This window comes from Marinimicrobium sp. C6131, assembly GCF_026153455.1.
GTDB lineage: Bacteria > Pseudomonadota > Gammaproteobacteria > Pseudomonadales > Cellvibrionaceae > Marinimicrobium.
The window spans coordinates 3,991,440-4,014,682 of record NZ_CP110629.1 but is presented as its reverse complement, the minus strand read 5'-3'; the positions used below and the strand labels follow the sequence as shown (position 1 = coordinate 4,014,682).

The following is a 23,243-nucleotide window of genomic DNA, read 5'->3' as shown; positions in this document are numbered from 1 at the left end:
ACGCCATGCGGCGGCCGTCACAACCCTCATTGCCCCACCCGGCGCAAGCGGGCCGCCTCTTCCGCCTCGGTCAAAGGCTCCCCGGCCTGCAGCCCCGCAAGTACTGCCGCCATGGTATCCGTGGGTCCGGCCGCGGGCCGATAGCCCTCCGGCACCGCGTGTGTTTCAGACACCAGGGTTTGCCACTGATCATTATCGGCACGACAGGCCAGGCCGGACAGGGTATCGGTGCCCATTCGTCCGGCATACTCTCGGCACAACCGGCCATCGGCGGTCTCGTAACTGGCCAGCGGCATTACCTGCCAGCCGCGATCAGCGTCCGTTCGGCGCTCACCGCTCGGGGTCTGCTCCAGGGTCTGATAAACAAACCGCTGCATGGCCTCGGCATCCGGTTCTGGGCTTGTCGCCCAGAACAGAACCGCGCTCAGCACCACGACCACCGACGCGGCCATGGCCCAGTGAGACGGCGCCACCCCCAGACGCCCCGGGAACCGAAGGAGGCGTCCCCGGACGGGGGCCTTCACCGTAGCGGCGCGAGTCAAACGCTCCGGAACCGGCTCGTGCAGCACCTCGTCCAGGCTGGCTCTGAGCCGATCATCCATGGTGCGCATATTCGCGAGCGCCGCGCGCGCTTCGGCACTGTCGGCCAACAGGGCTTGGGCCCGAGCGGTGTCTTCCGGTCCGGTTTCACCGTCGGAATAGGCCATAATCAGTTGAAAATCGGCGTCGTTCATTGCGCTGTCCTGTTGTGTGGTTGAACTCGAGGCTGCCCTATGGCTCAAGGCTGCTCGTTTGCCTGCTCCGTGGGAGCCAGAAGCGCCTGCACTCGCAGGCGGGCGCGCGCCAAACGGCTCATGACCGTGCCCTGTGGAATTCCCAGTTGCTCCGCCACTTCCCGATAGGAGTGGCCTTCTACCACCACCAGCAGCATCACCACCCGCTGCTCCTCGGGTAACTGCACCAGGGCTCTCAGGGTGTGCCGGAGCAGGTCTTCGTTCTCGGCCCGGTCGGCACTCCGGGTATCCTCCCAGTCCGGCATGGCGTCCTCCGGCACGCTCACCGGAGAGCGTTTTGCACGGCGCAAGTGGTCAATCCGCTGGGTCTGGATGATCCGGTACAGCCAGGAATCCAGCCGGGTGTCCGGCTGCCACTGATCCTGTTTGACCAACGCCTTTTCGCAGGCGGCCTGTACAAGGTCATCCGCCTCGTCCCGACTGGCGGTCAAGCCCAACGCAAACCGCCTCAGGCGCGGCAACAGCGCCACCAGCTGCGAACGAAAATCCAGTGTCATTCAGGCCTCATATTCCAGACAACGTACCAAACCGGGTTTTATTCCCCTTTGGCGTAGAATAAAAACTGTGACGCCAAATAGCCAGACAAACAAAAAAGCCACCGGGCGGTGGCTTCGAGCGCTGGCGTAGGACGGACACCGGAGCGAATCAGAGCGTTGGCGCGGCGCCGCTTTCCGCCACTTGCTGCCCACTCAGGCGTTCGGCGGTCTCCTGCTCGTAACGCAGCGCCGCTTGGGCCACCGTGCTGGCGGTGCCATTCTCGAGCCAGCGCCGGATCCGACCCGCATCGCCCAACGGCGTGCGGGTGCCGAACGAGTTCAGCAGGACCACCGCGGTCGGCTCGCCATTCATTTCCGTCACCATCACCAGGCAACGCCCGGCCGCCGTCAGGTAGCCGGTTTTGGTGAGATCCACCTCCCATCGACCGCTGTGCACCAGCGGGTTGGTGTTGCCAAAGTGCAAGGTGTAGCCCGGGTTGCGAAAGCGCACACTGTGGCGGCCATCGGCGCTCAGCTCCCGAAGCGTCTGGTTCGCGTAGGCGGCCTGCACCAGTTTCAGAAGGTCACCGGCACTGGAGACGTTGGCGTCCGACAGACCCGAGGAGTCAACAAAGCGCGTGCGGGTCATCCCCAGGGATCGGGCCTTGTCATTCATCGCTTCGATGAACGCGTCGTAACCCTCGGGGTGATGGCGGGCCAACAAGTAAGCGGCGTAGTTTTCCGATGACATCAGTGCAATACGCAGCAGATCGCCGCGTCGGGCTTCAGACTCGGGGCGCAAACGGGAAAAGGCGTTGGCCGCCGGAGGAAAGTGGCGCTCCTCGACGGTCAACCATTCATCCAGAGCGGCCCCGGACTCCAGAACCACCAGCCCGGTCATCAGCTTTGTGACCGACGCGATGGGCATGCTCCAGTCCGCGCGTTTGGTATAGAGGGGAGTTTCGGCCCCGATTGGCGCCACCGCAGCACTCACCGAGGCCAGCTTCAGCCGTTCGGGATCCGGGGCCTCCTCGGCCAGGGCCACCGGGGCCAACAGGAAGGTAAGCAGCGCCCCCCAGGGCAGAAAACTCGCGATCGACGAGGATCTGATTTTATTGAATAGGGTCATGAATCGGAAGCTTCTCTTATCGTGGGTTCTCGTATCCGAGGTTTATATTAAGGTATTCTAACGTAAGTTTGGCCATCGCGCCGAGCGCTCAATCCCAGAATGGAGGTTCCATGCCACGCCAGAAAGTTGAATTCACCAACGCCGATGGCCACACCCTGGCCGGCGCTCTGGAACTGCCCGACAGCGGCACCCCCAAGGCTTACGCCCTGTTTGCCCACTGTTTTACCTGCGGCAAGGACGTGATCGCCGCCACCCACATCGCCCGCACTCTCGCCGATCAGGGCATCGCGGTACTGCGCTTTGACTTTACCGGCCTGGGCAGCAGTGAAGGCGATTTTGCCAACACCACTTTTTCGGGCAATGTGTCGGACCTTGAGGCGGCCGCAAAGTTTCTCGCCAACGAGCACCAGGCGCCCGCCCTACTGGTTGGCCACAGTCTGGGTGGCGCCGCGGTACTGGCAGTGGCCCGACGACTCAGATCCGTTCAGGCGGTGGTCACCATTGCCTCCCCGGCTTCTCCGCAACATGTGGAGCATCTGTTTGCCGACCAGGCCTGCGATATCCGCCGGGAAGGTCGCGCTCCAGTCACCATCGCCGGGCGAACCTTTGAGCTGGGAGCGGAGCTTCTGGAAGACCTGGAGAACTGGCCGCTGGAGGAAACCGTCGGCGCCCTGCGCAAACCTTTACTGATTTTCCACTCCCCTGTGGATCAGGTGGTCAACGTGGATGAAGCGGCAAAAATTTTCCAGGCCGCCAAACATCCCAAAAGCTTCGTCTCGCTGGACGACGCCGACCACCTGCTCAGCGACCAGAGCGATGCCGACTATGTCGCACTCACCCTCACCGCCTGGGCCAGCCGCTACCTGAAGCTCGAACCGGTGCAGGCACAAAGTCACGACCGCCCACAGGTCGGCGCCGGTGAAGTCCTGATTACCGAGCAGGACGCGCACTTCCTGCGCGGTCTGTACACGGCCGACCACCAGTGGCAGGCCGACGAGCCAAAGGACAAAGGCGGCAGCAATCAGGGGCCCAACCCCTACGACCTGCTGTTGATGTCTCTGGGTGCCTGCACGTCCATGACCCTGCGCATGTACATCAATCACAAAAAGCTGCCAGTGGAAAATCTGGAGGTCCGTCTCAGGCATGAGCGCGTCCACGCCGAGGACTGCCAGGATTGTGAAACCAAAGACGGCATGATCAGCGAGATTCAGCGCGAGCTGAGCTACGAGGGTTCGCTGAGCGACGAGCAACACCAACGACTGCTGGACATCGCCGACAAGTGCCCGGTGCACAAGACGCTGAAGGGCGAAATCCGGATTCTCACCCGTAGCCCATTCGTCGCGTCATAACCACAGTCATCCGGTCAAACGTCCGGCCCGAGTGGGCCGGAACCTGCGCTGATCACAATTCACCAAAACTTCACCCTTCTGTCACTTTTATTCCCGCCAAACGTCATATTTCCCGTTTAACGTTATCGCGTCCGCCAAAGCATCGCTTTCCACCCGAAAGTCCACGGGCGCCAAATTCGAAGATAACCCCATAAATAACGGGAGTAACACAATGATGTTCAAGCTGAGTAAAAAAGGACAATTGTTGGCTCTGATTGCCATGGCCTCCACCCTCGCCGCCTGCAGCGGCGATGACGGCGAGCGGGGCCCGGCCGGCGAACAAGGGCCGCAGGGCGAAGCCGGTGTCGATGGTCAGAACGGTGCCGATGGGCAGAATGGTGCCGACGGTCAGGCCGGAGCGGACGGCCAGAATGGTCAGGATGGCGTTGACGGACAAGACGGTGCTGACGGTGAAGACGGCATTGGCGCCGGATTGATGACACCCGGCCTGACCCGCCTGGCGACCGTACCACTGGGCGCGGAAGTCACCGGTGCCTATGTGACCGAAGACGGCGACCTGTTTTTTAACGCCCAGCACCCCAGCGGCAGCAACACCGCCCAGGATGCCGACGGCAACACCTTTCACACCGGTACCGTCGGGGTCGTGCGTGGGGTTAACCTCCATCAGTTGCCGCGCAACCTGATTTCCTCCCCCGTACCACGTACTCAGCAGGAGCAGGAAACCATTCAGGTCGCCTACGGTGAGTACCAGGTTCTGGGACAAACCGGCGACAACTTTGGTGGCGCGCTCTCTCAAGGGCTGGGCCATGTGCTGGCCACAGACGACACCACCGTCAGTGTTGAAAGCGACATGCCGGATTTCAATGGTTACCTGGCCACTGGCGCGAACGAAGGCTATCTGTTCACCAACTGGGAGTCCATCCCCGGTGGCATGAGCCGCATCAAGCTCAACAAGGATGCCAACAGCGGCCATTGGTCGGTCGACAACACCGATGTGATGATGCTCGACTTTGGCGACTGGGGTACCATTGCCAACTGTTTCGGCTCCATGTCTCCCTGGGGTACGCCGCTGACGTCCGAAGAGTGGGGTAACGACGGGGACAACACCCACCGCTGGAACAACCCCGAGCGCGCTGGTGAAGGTTCATCGCAAACCGCGCTGGCCCGCTACATCGACTCGTCGGTCAATACCGCCAACGATGCGGCTCAGTTCCCGAACACCTACCGCTACCACTACATTGTGGAAATTACCGAGCCCACCAGCGCCAACCCGGTCCCGGTCAAGCACTATGCCATGGGCCGCTACGAGCATGAAAACTCCATCGTCATGCCCGACGAGCGCACGGTGTACCTGTCCCAGGACAACTCTCGCGGTGTGTTCTTCAAGTTTGTGGCCGACCAGCCGGGCGATCTGAGCGCGGGCACCCTGTTCGCCGCCAAGCTCACCCAGGATGCCGGCAGCAGCGAGCCGCTCACCACCGGATTCGATATCGAGTGGATCGAATTGGCCAGTGGCAACAACACCGAGATCGAAACCTGGATCGCCGAGTACGATGCAATCGGCAGCGACGACTATGTGGAAGGCAAGAGCAGCTACCTGAGCGATGCCGACGCCATTGCCTGGGCCAACGGTGACGCCAACTACCCGAGCTACGATACCGCTTATCAGCCCGCGATCGATGCCGGTTACACCGATGCCAACACCTTCGGTGGCCTGGTGACGGCCGGCGACGCCATGGATGATCGCGTGGTGTTCCTGGAGTCCCGCAAAGCCGCCCGCGCCAAAGGCGCAACCGCCGAGTGGCAGAAGTTCGAAGGCATCAGTGTCAATCACAAGCGCGCCGAAGAGGCCGTGGAAGGTACCGACCTGATTCCGGGTGAAGTCGTGGAAGACGCCTACGTCTATTTCGCCATCGCCGATATGGACAACGGCATGGTCGACGATGACGGGGATATCCAGCTGTCGGCCCGCGTTAAAGATTGTGGCGGTGTCTATCGCATGCGTCTGCTGCCCGGATACGATACCGACCGCATTGAGCCGGTGGTAATGGGCTCTACCTACCGTTCCACCGCCGACGGCGCGGAACGTTGCGATGTCAACGCACTGTCACAGCCGGATAACGTGATCGTTCTGGACGACGGTCGCATCCTGCTCGGTGAAGACGGCTTCCAGACCAATAACACCCTGTGGATGTATGACCCCAAGATCAATAACTAAAACACAGCAATAACGATCCGACCCGCTGTCGCGGTCGGCTCAAAGGGGGTGCGATTCTCGTACCCCCTTTTTTCGTTCTGTCACACGCCGTTCATACTCCGGTGGTTACCATACGGCTCTCTGATTTAGGGGCACTGGTTCCATGAAAAAGTACGTTTACGGACTCGTCTCAGGTGCACTGTTGATGCTACTGGGCGCCTGCGACTCAACGCCTGCCGACGGCGACAAACCACGAGCAACCATTGAGTTTGCCGCCGATGCGGTGCAGCAAGGCGGTGTCAACGCTCGAGACTATCTGCGTGCGGGAGAAGCCTACAACCGCGAAGCCCCCATTCCCTCCCAGTGCTACACCAAAACCGATGGTCGACATAATCCCTGCTACACCTGCCACCAGACTTACGGCGACCGTCGTCCCAACCAGATGCACGACGGATTTCTCCAGGGCAGCTATGCGCTTTCTGAATTTGGCGAACGCAATCACTGGCAGAACCTGTTCAAGGACCGACGCCCCTACATCGAGCGAGTATCCGATGAGGAAATCATTGAGTACGTTCACCAGGACAACTACACCGATTTGACCCAGTGGATGCGCTCGGATCAGTGGTCCGGCGAGGAAGCCATCATCGAAAACCTCCACCGAGGCGCGGACGCCTTTGATGAGCACGGACTGGCCAAGGATGGGTCCCGCTGGGTCGCCTTCAACTACAAACCCTTGCCGAGTACCTTCTGGCCCACCAACGGTTCCACCGACGATGTCATGATCCGACTGCCAGAGGCTTTTTCCGAAATCGACGGGCAGTTTTCCCGGGATGTGTACTTCGCCAACCTCAGCCTGCTGGAAATGGCCATTACCGGTGCACAGGAACTGGACACGCCGCCACTGAGCGAAGCGGCGCTGGATATCGACCTCGACGGCGATGGCGTACTCAGTGTTGCCAGCCACCGGATTCTTCACCGGCCGTTTTACCTGGGTGATGCCAGTGAGGTACCTCTGACCCACATGCTGTACCCGGAGGGGACGGCCTTTTTACACACCGTGCGTTACCTCGGGGTGGACGACAGCGGTCGCATTTATAACGCGCCGCGCATGAAAGAAGTACGCTATATGGTGAAAGACCGGTTTCGTCCCGCCACCAGCTTGACCAGTAGTTACTATATGGAAGCCAAGGAAAAACACTTTGGCAATTTGCCGGGAGTGGCGGACCACGCCGACCGGGGCATGGACAACAAGTTCGGTTGGCGGCTCTGGGGCTTTATTGAAGACGCTCAAGGTACCCTGCGCAAACAGCATCACGAAGAACAGTTTTTCTGCATGGGTTGTCACAAAAGTGTCGGCACCTCCATAGACCATACTTTCGCGTTTCCGCGCAAGGTCGCCGGAGCCGACGGCTGGGGTTACATCGACCTGACCACCCAACAGGATACGCCCAGCCTGGGCGAGTACGAAGGGGAATTTCTGCAGTACCTGGAGCGCGTGGGCGGTGGTGATGAGTTCCGGCAGAACGAGGAAATGCTGGAGCGCTGGTTCTACCCGGACGGCCGGGTCAACCGCGAGAAAGTCACCTCGGTACGCAACCTGTATGAGCTGATCACGCCATCGCGCGAACGCGCCCTGGCGCTCAACAAGGCCTACCGGGCCATCGTGGAAGAGCAGAGTTATATTTTTGGCCGGGACGCGACCATAAAACCGGCCACCAATGTCTTCCAGAGCGTCGACCCGAGCACCCCACCCCTGGAGCCCGAACACCGGCATCAGTGGGACATTCGCCTCGCCTGGCCAGACACCTCCACCGACGACTACTGGTCCTGGCAGGAATGATATCGTGATGCTCAGTGATCGACGCATACGCACCTCGCTGATCGCGATCGGGGCGGACCTTTTACTGACCGGCGCCAAGGTGGGGCTGGCGCTGCTCACCGGCAGCGCGGCACTGCTCGCCGACGCCTATCACTCGGGCACCGATCTGGTGGTCTCACTGGTGCTTCTGGTCAGTCTGATCATCCGCTTTCGTCAGGAACGCAAAGGTGCACAGGCGGGACAGAAGGCGCGGATGCTGGAATCGCTGTTGGCCATCGCGGTCGCCCTGTTGATTCTGTACATCCCGGTGGAAATTCTGCTGGAGCTGAACGCCCGAAGCGCCGAGGATGTGCGCTTCCTCTGGGCGGGCATTCTCGGTGTGCTGGTCATTCTCGCCCTGGTGCACTTCATGGCCAGGCTGAAAACCTATGTGGGCCAGGAAACCGATTCACCGGCACTGGAAGCCGATGGCTATCACAGCAAAATCGACCTGTTCACCACCCTCGCCGTGCTCGCCTCTCTGGTGGGACTCCTGGTCGGTATCAATATTGACGAACCGGTCGCCCTGATTATCGCACTGCTGATTGCCGTCGCCGGCATTGAGTTATTGATGTCCGGCATACAGGGCCTTCGCTACCGACAGGAACTGGACCCCATCTCGCTGCTCGAACCAGCGCTGGAGTGGCTGGCCCGACGGTCCTTCAGTCAACCGCTGGCCAAACTCGGGCGAAGGCTCGCGCGGGCGTTGTACCGGTTTCGCTGGCTTCCTCTGGCCGGCTTGTCCGTCGCCTGGCTCTCCACCGGGGTGCACACCATTCCCGCCGGGTACACCGGCATTCACAGCCGCTTCGGGGCGCCGGTGAACATCGGACTGGAGGCGGGTTTACACCTGAGTCTGCCCTGGCCGGTGGATAGCGTTCAACCATTGGCCCATGGAACGGTTCACACCGCTCAGGTCGGCAGCCGTCATACACTACCCGAGAGCGAACGCCGCGGGTCACTGTGGCGGGAGGTCAAGACCCCGCAGGCCCATGAAGACATCACCGACTACCTGGTGACCCAGGACGAAAACCTCATCGATCTGCAGTTCGCATTGCACTACCGCATCAAGAACCCCGCACAGATGGCGCTGCGCACTCACGATCTTCCGGCGCTCATCACCCGCACCACCGAAGCGGCGCTTTGGGAAGAAACCGCGGGCCACCTGTTTTTTGAGCTGTTAAGCCACGGTCAACACGATTTTGCCGAACGGGTTGCCCTCCAGACTCAGACGCAATTACAGGCGCTCGGCGTCGGCATACAGGTTGTGGACGCGCAAGTGCTGGTCGCCCAGCCACCGGCCGTGGCGGTGCGCGCCTACCGCGACCTGCTCAACGCCGAGCAGGAAAAGCGTCAGTACCAGACCCGCGCTGAAGCGCAACAGATTCACGATCGTCTGATGGCCCAGGCCGAACGCACACAACAACAAGCCAGAGTGAGCGCGGACGCCAAGGAACGGATTCTGCAGGCCGAGGGTGCGGTGGAACGCTTCCTGTCGCTGGCCGAGGTGTACCGAGAGCGCAGCAACGCGGTCGGCTTCGAGCAGCAATTGCAACACACCACCGACACACTCAGGGGCCGTCGCCTGTGGTTGACCGACCCGGCCCTGGACACCGACGACATCAGACTTTGGGGGCCCCAGAGTTTACTGGGGACTGACGACAGGAAATAACGCTGTGAAAAAACTGCTCTGGACACTCGCCGCTGTGATTCTGCTGGGCTACCTGGGTATCAGCTCGGCACTGGTGGTCCCGGAAACGCACATGGCCATGGTGACGCAATTCGGGAAACCCACCCGGGCCATTCATCAGGCCGGGTTGGCCTTCAAGTGGCCGGACCCGATCGAAACCGCGGTGTTCTTTGATAAACGCCAACAGCTGCTATCGCTTGAGCCCACAGAGCTGGTCACCCTGGACCGGCGCAACCTGGTGGTCAGTGCCTTTGTGGTCTGGCGTATCGTCGACCCCGGCCAGTTTCTGACCAGCCTGCGCAGCATGGAAACGGCGGAACAGCGGTTGAGCACCCTGGCCAGCTCGGAAATCGGCGCGGCACTGGCAGCCCGGCCGATCACCCAGATTTTTACCCTCAACGAACAGGACTTCCAACTCAACGAAATGTTCGAGCAGATCAGCCGCTCCGCCAACCGCATTGCCGAGCAGGAGTTGGGTATCGAGGTGGTGACCGTACGGCCCAACCGGTTCGGCTTTCCCAAGCAGAATCTGTTGGCCATTTACAAGCGCATGGAGTCCGAGCGCGATCGTATCGCCCGTCAGTATCGCGCCGAGGGACAGGAGCAGGCCGCCACACTGCGCGCGGAAACCGAGCGGGAGGTCCGGCAGATGCGTGCCCAGGCACAACGTGAAGCCCAGGCACTGATCGGACAAAGCGAGGCAGAGGCGGCCCGGCTGTACGCCGAAGCCTATCAGACCAACGCCGAATACTATCGCTTCATCCGTACCCTGGAGGCGTATAACCAGATCCTGGGCGAAGACACCCGATTGGTGCTCTCGGCGGACTCGCCTCTGTTCGATTTACTGTTCAACCCACCGGAGTTCGACCGGCCGTGACCCTGCACGACGACATCCGCCATATTCTCAAACAGGTTCGCCCGCTGCTGATCACCGGCCTGGCGGTACTCTTGCCGGCGCTCTATGTGCTCAGCGGGTTTTACTCGGTCGGCACCGAAGAGCGCGGTGTTATTTTACGTTTTGGACAACTGGTCGATGACCAGGTACTCCCCGGCATGCACTACCACTGGCCCTGGCCAATAGAATCCGTGCACACAGTACCGGCCACGACTCTGAGAACCCTCGAACTGGACTTTTCCGCCTCCGCACCACAAGCGCTGCAACCGGAGTTGACCACCGGCGACGAAGACCTGGTGGACATCGCCCTGTTAGTGCAATACAACATTGGCTCCCCCGGAGAGTACCTTGGCAGCGCCGAAGCACCGGAAGCCCTGCTCGAACAGCTCGCCCGTACCCATACCATTGCCTACATCGGCGCCCACGCCATTGACCCCCTGCTGACCGTTGGCCGCACTCGCCTGCAGAATCAACTGAAACTCGACCTGCAACGCAGCGTTGAGGCCCTTGGGCTCGGACTCAGAGTGACCTCGGTGCAACTGCGCCGACTGGAACCGCCACCCTCGATCAAGGCCGCCTTTGATGACGTAGCCCGAGCACGGTCCGAAAAACAGAAGCTGATCCAGGAGAGCGCCGGGGAGCGCAACACCCAGCTGGCCAGAGCCCGAAGCGATATCAGCGGACTTCGCTCCAATGCCCAGGCGCAGGCCACCGAAAATCTGGAGCGAGCCCGGGGCTACCAGGAGCGTTTCCTCGCCAACTGGCAGGCCCACCAGGACGCCCCGGCACTATCGCGCCAGCGCCTTTATCTGGAACATCTCGAAGCGCGGCTGGGGGAAATGCAGATCATCGTTTTGACCCCCTGATCCCCGCTCCAGCGCTCACCCCCGCCTCCGATCAGCGCCTCCCTTTTTACCCTCATCCATCACTATTGAGAATTGTTATTATTCATGATAGATTTCTTCAACGTTATTGATAGTCACTCTCATTTTTGAGCCGCCACATTCACCCGGAAGGCCAACCATACCTTGAAGGCCGGACATCACGTTGAAGGATAGCTCCATGCTGAAACGCACCACCGCTCTGTCGCTCGCCATTGCAAGTCTGTCAGCCCCCTCGTTTGCCCAGGATCTGGCACTGAACACTCTGCCCAAACTGGAGACCATTCGGATTATCGGCACCCAGGTGGAGGCCCGGGAGGTGTCCGGCTCCAGTGCCGTGGTGGAGCCCCAGCAAATGCAGATCGAAGTGGTCACCGATATCAATCAGGTGCTGAAAACCGTGCCCGGTGTATATGTGCAGGAAGAAGAGGGCTACGGCCTGCGACCCAACATTGGTATTCGCGCCGCCTCTTCCGGACGCAGCAGCAAAGTGACTCTGATGGAAGACGGTATTCTGATGGCGCCGGCGCCCTACTCGAACCCCGCCGCCTATTACTTCCCCACCACCGCTCGCATGTCGGCGGTGGAAGTACTCAAGGGCGCTCCGCTGCTGCGCCACGGCCCACAAACCACCGGCGGCGTGATCAACCTGGTGAGCACCCCCATTCCGCAAAACCGTGCCGGCAAAGTTCAGGCCACGCTGGGCGAACACAATCAGCAGGATACCCACCTCTACTACGGTGAAACCAACGGCAATTTCGGCTGGCTGCTTGAGACCGTGCAGCGCAGCACCGAAGGTTTCAAAGACATCGACCGCAGCAACCGCGACAGTGGTTTTGACATTGCCGACTATGTGGCCAAGGCCCGCTGGACAGGCGACCGCCACGCTCTGGGCATCAAAGCCCAGTACTCCGAAGAGGTGTCCAACGAAACCTACCTGGGGTTGACCGACGAGGACTTCGCGACCGACCCGAACCGCCGCTATGGCCTGTCCAGCATCGACCAGATGAACAACAGTCACAAAGGGTTCAGTGCCAACTACCAGTTCAACGTCAGCGATGCGGTGACCCTGAACGTGCTCGGCTACCACAACGAGTTTGCCCGGGACTGGTTCAAACTGAGTACCAGCCTGGTGGACCTGGCCAATAGCGGCGATGCCGCGGCCCTGGCCATTCTGCACGGCGAGCAGGACGCGGAAGACCTCAGCTACAAGCACAACAACCGGGTGTACGAATCTCAAGGTATTGAAGTCAACTCGCGTATAGCGTTGAACGACCACCAGATTGAAGTCGGCCTGCGCCAGCACGAAGACGAAATGGACCGCTTCCAACCCGTGGAGATTTACGATCAGATCAACGGCAGTCTGGTCTTCGACCGCCTGGTTGAGCCCACCGGCGGCGACAACCGTCTGGAAGGTGCCGAGGCATTGTCGCTCTGGGTGACCGACGCCTGGACCCTGACCGAAGCGCTGAAGCTGGACCTGGCCCTGCGCTATGAAGACGTGGACAGCTACCGCAACCAGTTCAGCACCCCCGAACGCTCCGACGAGCCGAGCTACCGCAGTAACAGCTCCCGGGAGTGGTTGCCGGGCGTCTCTCTGACCTACGATCTGACCGATCAATGGCAGGTGCTGGCAGGTGTTCACAAGGGCTTCTCGCCTTTGGGGGGCGGCGCTACCGAACAGCAGGAGCCGGAAACCAGCACCAATGTTGAAGCGGGGATGCGCTTCGGGCAGGATCAGTTGTTCGCCGAAGTGATCGGCTTCTACAGCGACTTTTCCAATCAGACCGAAAACTGCTCTATGGCGACGCCCTGCAGTAACGGCGCCGAGTCGGGCACCTTTACAACCGGGAGAGCGGTGGTCGCCGGCCTGGAGTTCCAGTTGAGCAACACTTACGAGTGGGGCCGCTTCTCCGTGCCCATGCATCTGACCTACACCTACACCAGCGCTGAGGTGACCGAGGATAACGCTGTCAGCGGCGCGCGGGACGGTGACGAACTGGCCAGCATCCCGGAAAACCTGCTCAGCCTGAGAGTTGAGCTGGACAACAACCATGGTTGGCGCAACTACGCCGTGGCCAAGCTCATGGACGAGACCTGTGTCTCCCTGGGCTGCAACCGTTCCGGAAACGAGCAGGACCGCACCGATTCACTCTTTGTGGTCGATGTGGTATCGCGCTACGACCTGAACGACGACGCGGCGGTGTACCTGAAGGTAGAAAACCTGTTTGACGAACAGGTAATCATTGCCCGTAGCCCGTTGGGCCCTCGACCCAACAAGCCTCAGACCGCTTCAGTGGGTATCGAATACACCTTCTGACCGCCGACCGTCTCGGCACGCCCCCACAGCCCCGGTAACGGGGCTTTTTTGTGCCCGGAAGGTCAACGTCGAAGAACTTGACAAGCATCACAATCCGCATCTCGGAACATTTCAACGCCATTCATAACCAATTGTTTTATATAGTTTTTTAATTTCTGGCGCGTTTTCTGCTTAGACAAGCATGTCATTCACCCGCCTGAGGGATAGGTCAATCAGACGGGGCAGCCTCAACCTACAAGTGCACAGGAACTGCTATGAAAATGATCCATTTAATGCGTCTGGCAATGGCCGCCGGTCTACTGACAATCGCGTCAGTGGCCTCTCAGGCGGCATCCATTACTCTCAAGTACGACAACAATCTGGCTGCGGAAAGCGCCCCGACGGGTCGTATCTACTCGTCTTATGGCAGCCCCAATGTCTATGCCGGTGAATTCGACTTTTCCACCAGCAATAACACCAGCGGCATTGCCGAGTGGGATAACGGACTGAGTGCTTTCTGTGTCGAAATCGGTACGACTCTGAAAACCACGGCGACCCAGTACACGGTGAACAGCGGTATCAACCTGTTGGACTTTGGTACGGCGGGGCTGCACATCGATCGTCTGTTCTCCAACTTTTACGATGATGCCCAGACCAGTAAGTACAATAGCGCCGCCTTTCAACTGGCACTGTGGGAGATCATCAACGAGTGGCCGAGCAGTGCTTACAGCATGACCAGCAACGCCTTCAAGTCCGATTACTTCTCTGGCGCCCGCAACATTGCCCAGAGTTGGCTGAACTCTCTCAACGACACCAATCTGGACACAGGCAAATACGATTTCCACCTGCTGGTCGCGGATAACTCACAGAACCTGCTGACAGTGACCACGGCCAGTGTGCCTGAGCCAGCGTCGTTGCTGCTGCTGATGACCGGTCTGTTTGCGTTGTTCCGGGCCCGTCGTCGGGTACGTTGACACGCTGTCGGCACCACTCCGGGGCTGGATAACCCCATAAAAAAACCGGCCAGGGACAGGGCCGGTTTTTTTATGGATCGGGTTTTGTCGACTGTCAGTCCGTCTTTCCCAGTGTTTCCAGAGTACCCGCCATGTCCAGATACGCTTTGCCGCTGGCACTGACGGTATCCTGATTGAATGATTCAGAGGCCAGGTGCACATCCTCCAGCACCACCGCCAACACGTTCATCTCGCGCCGCAGGGTGGCCACCGCATTTTCAATGGTGTAGCTCAGCTCATGAATATCCGCCATATCCTGATTGCTCACCTCGCCGGACAGCAACTCGCGCAGACGGGCGTTGCCCTCGGTAAAGTTTTTGACGGCGTCTTCCAGCGTCTCTGAAGGCTTGCCCGCATAGTGGTCAACCGGGTCATCGGCCAGAGCCGGCCAGGATAGAAGGCCACACAGTGGCAGTAACAGCAGGGCTCGGGTCAGTGTCATTGGCAACTCCTCGTTGTATTACCGGATGGGCCTCAATCGCCCAATATAAATGAGAATTGTTTCCATATAATCCCACGATTCTTCCCGCCCCACAAGTCCTCCTTAAAGGGTATCCAGTCGAGCGAGATAGGCATCGGCCGTCGCCAATATGGCCTTGCGCTGCGCCGGGTCTTGACGGTCCCAGTTGGCGTACACCAGTTTCATTCGCGGGTTGTTCCCCAACCGCCCTCTCTGGCGATCCAGAAAGTGCCAGTACAGACTATTGAACGGACAACTCCCCTCACCGGTTTTGGCTTTGACGTCGTAGGCGCAGCCTCCACAGTAATGGCTCATCTTGTTGATGTACTGACCCGAGGCCGCGTAGGGCTTGCTCCCCATCAGCCCCCCATCGGCGTATTGGCTCATGCCCCGGGTATTGGGCAATTCCACCCATTCAATGGCATCGATGTAGATGCCCAGATACCAGTCGTCCAACGCATCCGGATGAATGCCAGCCAACAGCGCGAAATTTCCGGTCACCATTAGCCGCTGAATATGGTGGGCATAGGCGTATTCCAGGGATTGGCCGATGGCGTGCGCCATGCAGGCCATACCGGTCTCCCCGGTCCAGTAGTACTCCGGCAAGGGTCGCTGCGCTGACAGGTGGTTGCGCTGGCGATAGTCGGGCATGTAATGCCAGTACAGGGCCCGCACATATTCCCGCCAACCGAGTATCTGCCGGATGAAACCCTCTACCTGGGCCAGACTGATCTTCTGCCGGTTCGCCTGCCAATGCGACTCGGCGGCACGAATCACCTCCAGGGGGTGGAGCATTTTGGTATTCAGGCTGAAGGACAGGCGGCTGTGATACAGACTCCATCCATCAGGGGTCATGGCATCCTGATAGCGTCCGAAGGCGGGCAACAGATGGTCGAGAAAGTACTGCAGAAGGGCCCGGCTCTGAGCCCGACTCACCGGCCAGAGTAACGCGGTGGGGTCCGCCACCCCCAGCGTCTTGACTTGATGGCGGTTCAGCATCTGATCGATGTCGCTGACATCCGTCGCAAACATCAACGGCGCCGGCAAGGTCGCATCGCGGGGCAGACGGGCACGGTTGTCGGCATCGAAGTTCCACTGCTCTCCCAGCGGCTTCCCGTCCTGGTCGAGCAGAACCCGGTACTCGAGACGCAGGGCGCGATAAAAGTATTCCATGCGATGGGTGGAGTAGTTTTCCCAGGCATCCCGGGGGGTCAGAAAGTGTTCGGTGTCGGCAACCGACACGGCGATATCCAGCGTGCGGCAGAAGTCGGCCAACTGCTGATCAAGGCGGTATTCATCCGGTCGCTGATAGGCGAATGTGTCGGCCGACGCCTGCTCCAGCACCCGCTCCAGCAGATCGGGCAAATCGGCGTAAGCCGCACTTTCATCCAGCGTGAAGTAACGCACCCGATGCCCTGCCTGTTCCAGCGCGGCGGCGAAGCCACGCATGGCCGCAAAAAAGGCGAGCAGCTTCTGGCGATGGTGAACCACATAGGTGGCTTCCTGTGGCAGCTCGGCCATGACGAACAGCACCTCGTCGTCCGGCGACTGAAACCAGGAGTGGGAGGCGTTGAGTTGATCTCCGAGAATCAGCTTGACCTGAGCAGCCATAGGGGGTTCCAACCTTTCCTGTAACAAGTCGGGTTAAGAACGCATACGGAGTGGATCCGGATCACCGCACGACGTTGGCCCGCCGCTCAATACCGTAGTGCTCGGCCAGATAGGCGAATACCTCCTCGGGGCCACCGCGGACCACGATCCGGTCGGATTTTTTGCTCAGTTGATAGCGGTACATCGGGTCGTAGTAATCCTCCAGTAACCGGCGAATCCAGACCCGATGCAGCTCGGCATCGCCCCGGCGATGGGCACTCAGGGATTGCTCCAGCAGTTGCGCCATTTCCTCGTAGCGCACGCCGCCGAGGCGCTTGCGAATGCGTCCGAGGGAGACGCGCAGGTCTTCCGCAAAGCGCTCAAACCCCACGTCATCCCCCTGATCCTCCCGCCACTCGGCGAGCTTCCGCAGAATATAGTTGGTATAGGTGTGCTCGACCCGATCCTCCAGCGACACCTCAAGCAACGCCAGTGGAGCGCGTTCCATCGCTTCTTTGAGCGGCATGGGTAACACGCAGCGGCCAATCAAGTGGCTTTCATCCTCCACCAGTACTGGCACCTCCGGCGCCCGGTGGTGACAACGCAGCAAGTCAATCGCCACAGCGTTTTCAAAATCGATCTGGCTGGGTTGTCCCCCCACCCGGCGCCCGAACGCACTGCCACGGTGATTGGCTCGACCTTCCAGATCGACACTCTGGCTCAGTTGCACGAGCAGGTCGGTTTTGGCCACACCCGTGCGCCCCGCCAATACGACCAATGGATGGGTACGACAGAGCTGCTCCATACGGTCGATCAGAAACCAGCGCAACGCCTTGTAGCCGCCGGTGACCCGCGGGTAGTCGCAACCGGCCTCGCGCAACCACCGCTGACAGATTTGCGAGCGCAAGCCGCCACGAAAACAGTAAAGCACACCGTCGGGGTGTTGGCGGGCGAAATCCAGCCAGGCCTGCACCCGCTGTGCCTTGATATCGCCCTGAACCAGTTGATGACCCAGCTCAATGGCGGACTCCTGCCCCTGTTCTTTGTAACAGGTGCCCACTCGCGCCCGCTCGTCATCGAGCATCAGCGGCAAATTCACCGCACCGGGAAACGCCCCTTTGGCAAACTCGACCGGGGCACGCGTATCGATCATCGGCGTGTCCGAAAGGAAAAGTCCTAGGTAGTCATCGATATCCTGGGGGCGATCGGCCATGAGGGCTCCGCTGTGTGAGACAACAATCAGTCGCGGAGATTATACGGGCTCTTGCCGGCAGTGACTATGCGCGACAGCGGCCGCTAAGCCGAGCGAAAGCGCTCGCTATCGAGTTCGTGCCGCTTCATGATTTTATGGAAATCCGAGCGGTTCCGCCCTGCCAGGCGCGCGGCTTCAGTGATGTTGCCCCCGGTCATCCGCAAAATGCGGACCACGTAGTCGCGCTCAAACTGCCGCTTGGCCTCCTTCAAGGGTACCAACGCTGGTGATTCCTGCTCGGGCAGTACCTCCGCAATCATGGGCTCCGGTATCAGAGGCGACGGCGATAGCGCCACTAGCTGCTCGATGACATTGCGCAACTGACGGATATTACCCGGCCAATCGAACTGCAATAACATCCGCTGCCCCCCGGGGGACAATTGGCGGACCGTGTCGCCGGTACGTCTGGCAATATCTTCCAGGAATGAACGGGCCAACAGGGGAATATCTTCCTTGCGCTCGCGCAGAGGCGGGAGTGCCAGTTGAGCGACGTTCAGGCGATAGAACAGATCTTCCCGGAAGCCTTGCTCGGCAATGGCCTGCTCCAGGTCCCGGTGGGTCGCAGAGATGATCCGGACATCGATGGGTTGATCCGCCGATGATCCCAGAGGCCGGATCTTGCGCTCCTGAAGCACCCGCAGCAGCTTGACTTGCAGATTGAGCGGCATATCGCCAATTTCGTCCAGGAACAGGGTGCCACCATCGGCGGCCAGAAACAGACCATCCCGGTTATGAGTCGCACCGGTAAATGCCCCTTTGACGTGACCAAACAGCTCGGACTCCAGCAGCTCGGCGGGTATGGCGCCGCAATTGACGGCGATAAAAGGCTGCTCCGACCGGGCGCTGGCGTTGTGGACCGCCTGCGCCAGCAGCTCCTTGCCAGTGCCGCTCTCGCCGCCAATCAGCACATTGATGTCGCTACGCGCCAATCGGCGTGCCTGCTCAAGCCGCTTGAACATGAGCTCGCTGCGGGTCACGATGGCATCGGACCATCCGGCCTTGGGCGTTGCCCCCAAACCTCCCAGCTCCATCGCCTGATCCAGCACTTGTCGCAGCTCCCGATTATCAATGGGCTTGGTCAGAAACGAGAATAACCCCTGCTGAGTCGCCTCCACGGCTTCGCGAATCGAACCGTGTGCCGTCAGCATGATAACCGGCACATTAGGCCAACTCTTCTGAATGTGAGTAAATAACGCCATGCCATCCATCGGTTCCATGCGCAAGTCCGTAACCACGGCGGCAGCCTGTTCACGATCAAGACTGGCCAATGCTTCTTCCCCTGAACTCGCCGTCATTACCCGGTACCCCGAGGCATTCAGTCGCATACTGAGCAACTGAAGAATATCGGGATCATCATCCACCAATAAGATCAGCGGCTGCTCCGCAGCCGCAGTTCGGGCTTCGTTCATCGCAACGCCCCCTCGTCAGTAGGCTGGCCCATCTCCGCTTCGATGGCTCGAATTCCGTCTATCATATCGTCCAGCTTTTTCTGGGTATTTCTCAGCCGCCGCTCGAGCAGCGCATAAGATTTCGCCTCCGCCGCCAACAATTCCAGGAATGCGGGAAAACCCGGTGGCGGTCGTTCGATATTCCTGGCGGCAACGAGCGAGTTGGCCAACAGACCGGGCGTCTGATCCGGCTCACAGGTCGCCAGCATCAACGCGCCCAACACAGCCTCATCGGACGTCATTTCGCGATAGGCGCTGAGCAGGCGGTCACGCTCTTCCGCCGATAACTGACACGCCTGATGTCGAAAGGTCACCAGGGACTCAAGGTTGTGAAACGTGGCGTGCCGGCTTACCTCATGCGCTGGTCCCCCCACAGAAGAGGGCGTCGGCGGACTCGCCGCGGAATCGGCCGGCCGGTCATTCCAGGCGACACATCCACTGAACAGTAACGACAAGCACACTACACGCAATCTCATGATGTCGACGCCTCGTTGGATGGTTCTATTGGCCGCATAGCCGACACCGGGTAGCGGAGCAGAAAACAACTGCCCTCACCCGGAGTGGAGGTCAACTCGATGGTACCGCCGAGACGAGCCACGGACTCCTTGACGATGGCCAGCCCCACCCCACTGCCATGTACCGAGCCGTGCCGACGAACACGCCCCTGCACAAAAGGCTGGAATATCTTGTCTTGATCTTCCGGCTGAATGCCGGGTCCCTGATCAGCGACGGATAACCAGGCGCCGTTCTGATCAATACCCCACCGTACCCGGACGACACCGCCATCGGAGGAGTAGTGGTAGGCATTGGAGAGAAGATTGGTCAATATCATTTCCAGTAAGTGAATGTCGCCTTTCAGACTCCCGGGGGTTCCCTGGCAATCCCAACTCACGCGGTGACGCAGGTTCTGTTGGTCAAGGCGCTTGGTAATACGGGCACAGAGCGGCTCCATCGCCACGGCCCGATCCTCTACCGTGACATTGTGGGTTATGACGTTGTAGTTCAACAACTGTTGAATAAGTTCCTGCAGGTTTTGTGAATTCTCAAGCAGAATTCGTAAAACGTTCTGTTGACGAGCGTTGATCGGACCCGGCACCTCATCCTGCAATAACGACCCCGCTTCAACGATCGCTGACAACGGCGTTTTAAGCTCGTGGGACACGTGGCGCAAAAATATCTGTTTTTGCTGCTCGGCGGTCAGTAGTTGACCTCGCAACCATTCCAGGCGTTCACCCAATGCCTGCAAGTCCCGGGGACCGGCCACTCGAATGGGAGTTTCCCAATCGCGATGCCCGAGATTACGGATGGCCGAAGACAGGCGACGCAAAGGGCGGATCATCTGCCAAAAACCCAGCGCCATCAATGTCAGTGTCACCGGCAGGCTGATCATACCCAACAGTGACAGCCGCCACAGAATCTGTTGAAGCGCCATTTCACTTCGATCGCTGAGCACTTCAACATAAGCGTTGACGCTGTCATCCAGTGCCGAACGCCGTTGCGACAGAACGGCGAGCTGCTCCGTAAAGTCTTCGTCCCGCCACGACTCCACGGCCTCATCACTCAGAGTGCGCAATGTATTTTCCAGAGACACAATTGCCTCGTAAACGCCCCCCTGTTGCGGTTTGGCAACAAGTTCAGTGCGCCCCGACGTACCGTCCCGGAGCCACTGTGTGAGCAGGTCCAGCTCGTTCAGAATCGATTCACGTTTTTGTTGATAAGGCTCCAGAAAAGCCGCGTCCCGCAACAGACGGTACTGCCGGGCAAAACGCTCAAGATCACGCACCTCGGCATTCAACGCCGACTGCCGACTGGCCAGCGCATCCGAGTGATCAACCAGCACGCGCTGGGTGTGCATTTGCTGATAGAACGACCAGGAGGCGTAGGCCACCAACGCCAACATGGGTACCAATGTCACCACGGCAATCAATAGCCACTGTTGGGACAGTGATAAACCTCTCCGGTGGGGCATGAATGAACTCCTCATAGAGATCGCGGCCATTCAAACCGTTTTAATCGCGAGCGCTGTTGCCAATAGGAAACACTCCTGCCTCCTGATCATAACGGGCTTCACACCCTACAAACCAAAACTCCGTCGCATTTTTGCGACACTCTTTCTTCGAAAAACCCGGACAGACTTCCGTCTGATTCTCTAACTGATTGAAAACCAATATTTTTTCAAGGGTGGCACGACCTTGGCAGTAGCCCCGACACCGTTGCCTGAAACGCTTCGGGACCGGCGCGTCAAATGCTGGTAACACACACCAACAGGAACGATGAGGTGAATTATGAAAATTGTATCTGTGATTGCAACCACTGCGCTGCTGTCTTTGGGAACCTTGACCGCTGTTGCTCAGGATGACACCGGAACTCAGGGAAGTGGCGGCGACTCCGCTTTCTCTGTGATCGACCAGAATGGCGACGGCAGCATCGACAAGGACGAGGCCAAAAACAGCGGCATCAGTGACCGCCGTTTTGACGCCATGGACAGCAACGGAGATGGCGAGGTAACGCAATCCGAGTACGAAGGACAGGGAAGCGGAAGTGGCTGGCAGTAATCGCCATGCCGGACCGGAACGACCCTGTGTCGTTCCGGTCATTCTACCGGAATTTCCGAACCTATAGGGAGCCCCCGATGACACAGCCAATCCGTTTGGGATGTTACCGCTACTGGATGATCGGAATCAGCCTCACAGCGGCAACCATGACGCTGCTGAGTCAACCGGCCATCAGTGAAGAACAACGGCCTGACATCGATTCTGCCCTCGAAACTCGTCTGGCAGATCAGCGACAGCGGGGTCAAATCGAAGGCGCCTATCTGTTTCACCCGTCTCTGGATCCGGCCACGATTCAGGTTGAGGTTCGGGAGAGCCGCGCCACACTCGGTGGCGAAGTGGAGTCTCACGTGCAACGGGATCTTGCACAGGAACTTGCGATGAGCATTGATGGAATCGACACGGTGAGCAACCAGCTTCAAGTGAACCCCCGCTTGCGAGAGGACCACCACTCATCGCCGGCCTGGAGCGAGCATCAGTCTGACAGCGCGCTTCTGGCCAAGGTTAAAACCCGGCTGTTGGCCAACATCAACCTCCCCGGTGCCCGTATCAATGTCGAAACACGGCAGGGACACGTCACTCTGAGCGGGGAGGTTGATCATCGGGACCAGCGGGAGCTGGCCTACTACACGGCTTTGAACACGCAGGGCGTGCGCTCGGTCGAGAGCAACCTGGGCGTGGCGCCGACGAAAAAATGAATTCCGGGCTCACCGGACCGTTTCAACGCTCACTGACATGTTTTGTCAATCACAACCAAAGAGGAATGATCCTATGAAACAGTCAATCATTTACGGTATCGCAGGCGCGCTGGCGCTCACTTCCGGCGCTGCACTGGCCCAGAACAGCGTATCCCAGAACGATAACGCCGCCCACGTGTATGTCGGCGGCAGCTACGGCGGCTTCAAGGCGCGCGGTGGGGAATTTGATGACGACAAGGACTTTTTTGAACTGAGCTTCGGCGGCTTTTTTAATCCCTATGTCGGCCTTGAGGCCAGCGCCACCTACTTCGGTGAGTACGGGAACAGGCTCGCTACCGCAGACGCCGAAGGCTACGGCATGGCCGTTATCGGTCGGCTGCCGCTATCCGATAGCTGGGGGCTCTATGCCAAAGGCGGTCAGTTCTTCTGGGAGGCGGACATTGACACTCCCGTGGGCTCCGGCGATACCGACGGCGATGACCCCTTTTACGCGGCGGGCATGGATTTCCGCCTGGCGCAGAACCTGAATATGATCGTAGAGTACAGTCGCTACGAAATCGATACGCACCTTGAGGAGTTACCGAACGTCGAGGACACCGACCTCGACACCGTCAAGGTCGGTCTGCGCCTGCGCTTCTGATTACTTCACGCCACCCGACGTG

The 23,243-nt window shown here is 59.6% G+C and carries 20 protein-coding genes; 11 read left to right on the top strand and 9 right to left on the bottom strand.

The features are described from left to right. Positions 1-26: 26 nt before the first annotated feature. From OOT55_RS16900 to pbpG, 3 genes are all read right to left on the bottom strand, one after another. Complete coding sequence (locus tag OOT55_RS16900) at positions 27-734, bottom strand: hypothetical protein (RefSeq protein ID WP_265367011.1); 708 nt, start codon at positions 732-734, stop codon at positions 27-29. Positions 735-778: 44 nt separating this feature from the next. Then, complete coding sequence (locus OOT55_RS16895; RefSeq protein ID WP_265367010.1) at positions 779-1,291, bottom strand: RNA polymerase sigma factor; 513 nt, start codon at positions 1,289-1,291, stop codon at positions 779-781. Between the two features lie 148 nt (positions 1,292-1,439). Continuing rightward, on the bottom strand, positions 1,440-2,399 hold the full coding sequence (pbpG, locus tag OOT55_RS16890; RefSeq protein WP_265367009.1) for a D-alanyl-D-alanine endopeptidase: 960 nt from the start codon (positions 2,397-2,399) through the stop codon (positions 1,440-1,442). Between the two features lie 110 nt (positions 2,400-2,509). On the opposite strand from pbpG, the gene OOT55_RS16885 reads away from it, so the two are divergent. From OOT55_RS16885 to OOT55_RS16850, 8 genes are all read left to right on the top strand, one after another. Beyond that, positions 2,510-3,748 carry a bifunctional alpha/beta hydrolase/OsmC family protein gene (locus OOT55_RS16885; RefSeq protein ID WP_265367008.1) on the top strand — a complete coding sequence of 413 codons (1,239 nt, stop codon included), beginning with the start codon at positions 2,510-2,512 and terminating at the stop codon, positions 3,746-3,748. 211 nt (positions 3,749-3,959) lie between these two features. Then, positions 3,960-5,966, top strand: a complete 2,007-nt coding sequence (locus OOT55_RS16880; protein WP_265367007.1) for an alkaline phosphatase PhoX — start codon at positions 3,960-3,962, stop codon at positions 5,964-5,966. 142 nt (positions 5,967-6,108) lie between these two features. Next, positions 6,109-7,785: a hypothetical protein gene (locus tag OOT55_RS16875; protein WP_265367006.1), complete on the top strand. Its 1,677-nt coding sequence runs from the start codon at positions 6,109-6,111 to the stop codon at positions 7,783-7,785. Between the two features lie 7 nt (positions 7,786-7,792). After that, complete coding sequence (locus OOT55_RS16870; RefSeq protein WP_265368847.1) at positions 7,793-9,475, top strand: protease modulator HflK family protein; 1,683 nt, start codon at positions 7,793-7,795, stop codon at positions 9,473-9,475. A gap of 4 nt (positions 9,476-9,479) precedes the next feature. Then, a complete protein-coding gene (gene hflC, locus OOT55_RS16865) occupies positions 9,480-10,370 on the top strand; it encodes a protease modulator HflC (RefSeq protein ID WP_265367005.1) in 891 nt (296 codons plus the stop codon). Continuing rightward, on the top strand, positions 10,367-11,254 hold the full coding sequence (hflK, locus tag OOT55_RS16860) for an FtsH protease activity modulator HflK (RefSeq protein WP_265367004.1): 888 nt from the start codon (positions 10,367-10,369) through the stop codon (positions 11,252-11,254). Before hflC ends, hflK begins: the two co-directional genes overlap by 4 nt. A 196-nt stretch (positions 11,255-11,450) precedes the next feature. After that, positions 11,451-13,589: a TonB-dependent receptor family protein gene (locus OOT55_RS16855; protein WP_265367003.1), complete on the top strand. Its 2,139-nt coding sequence runs from the start codon at positions 11,451-11,453 to the stop codon at positions 13,587-13,589. A 254-nt stretch (positions 13,590-13,843) separates the two neighbouring features. Continuing rightward, positions 13,844-14,542, top strand: coding sequence for a PEP-CTERM sorting domain-containing protein (locus OOT55_RS16850; protein WP_265367002.1), 699 nt, complete (start codon positions 13,844-13,846; stop codon positions 14,540-14,542). Between the two features lie 94 nt (positions 14,543-14,636). Here OOT55_RS16850 and OOT55_RS16845 read toward each other — a convergent pair whose 3' ends face one another. From OOT55_RS16845 to OOT55_RS16820, 6 genes are all read right to left on the bottom strand, one after another. Then, a complete protein-coding gene (locus OOT55_RS16845) occupies positions 14,637-15,023 on the bottom strand; it encodes a DUF6746 family protein (RefSeq protein WP_265367001.1) in 387 nt (128 codons plus the stop codon). 102 nt (positions 15,024-15,125) lie between these two features. Next, positions 15,126-16,652, bottom strand: coding sequence for a cryptochrome/photolyase family protein (locus tag OOT55_RS16840; RefSeq protein ID WP_265367000.1), 1,527 nt, complete (start codon positions 16,650-16,652; stop codon positions 15,126-15,128). Between the two features lie 61 nt (positions 16,653-16,713). Continuing rightward, complete coding sequence (mnmH, locus tag OOT55_RS16835) at positions 16,714-17,844, bottom strand: tRNA 2-selenouridine(34) synthase MnmH (protein WP_265366999.1); 1,131 nt, start codon at positions 17,842-17,844, stop codon at positions 16,714-16,716. An 83-nt stretch (positions 17,845-17,927) separates the two neighbouring features. Continuing rightward, the gene (locus OOT55_RS16830) at positions 17,928-19,292 is read right to left on the bottom strand and encodes a sigma 54-interacting transcriptional regulator (RefSeq protein WP_265366998.1); all 1,365 of its coding nucleotides are present in this window, start codon (positions 19,290-19,292) and stop codon (positions 17,928-17,930) included. After that, a complete protein-coding gene (locus OOT55_RS16825) occupies positions 19,289-19,645 on the bottom strand; it encodes a hypothetical protein (protein ID WP_265366997.1) in 357 nt (118 codons plus the stop codon). Before OOT55_RS16825 ends, OOT55_RS16830 begins: the two co-directional genes overlap by 4 nt. A 158-nt stretch (positions 19,646-19,803) precedes the next feature. Then, positions 19,804-21,300, bottom strand: coding sequence for a sensor histidine kinase (locus OOT55_RS16820; RefSeq protein WP_265366996.1), 1,497 nt, complete (start codon positions 21,298-21,300; stop codon positions 19,804-19,806). A gap of 316 nt (positions 21,301-21,616) precedes the next feature. On the opposite strand from OOT55_RS16820, the gene OOT55_RS16815 reads away from it, so the two are divergent. The 3 genes from OOT55_RS16815 (at position 21,617) to OOT55_RS16805 (ending at position 23,221) form a co-directional block, all read left to right on the top strand. Continuing rightward, complete coding sequence (locus OOT55_RS16815) at positions 21,617-21,886, top strand: hypothetical protein (RefSeq protein ID WP_265366995.1); 270 nt, start codon at positions 21,617-21,619, stop codon at positions 21,884-21,886. Between the two features lie 77 nt (positions 21,887-21,963). Beyond that, positions 21,964-22,581 carry a BON domain-containing protein gene (locus OOT55_RS16810; protein ID WP_265366994.1) on the top strand — a complete coding sequence of 206 codons (618 nt, stop codon included), beginning with the start codon at positions 21,964-21,966 and terminating at the stop codon, positions 22,579-22,581. A gap of 73 nt (positions 22,582-22,654) precedes the next feature. Then, complete coding sequence (locus OOT55_RS16805) at positions 22,655-23,221, top strand: porin family protein (RefSeq protein WP_265366993.1); 567 nt, start codon at positions 22,655-22,657, stop codon at positions 23,219-23,221. The last annotated feature ends 22 nt before the right edge of the window (positions 23,222-23,243 follow it).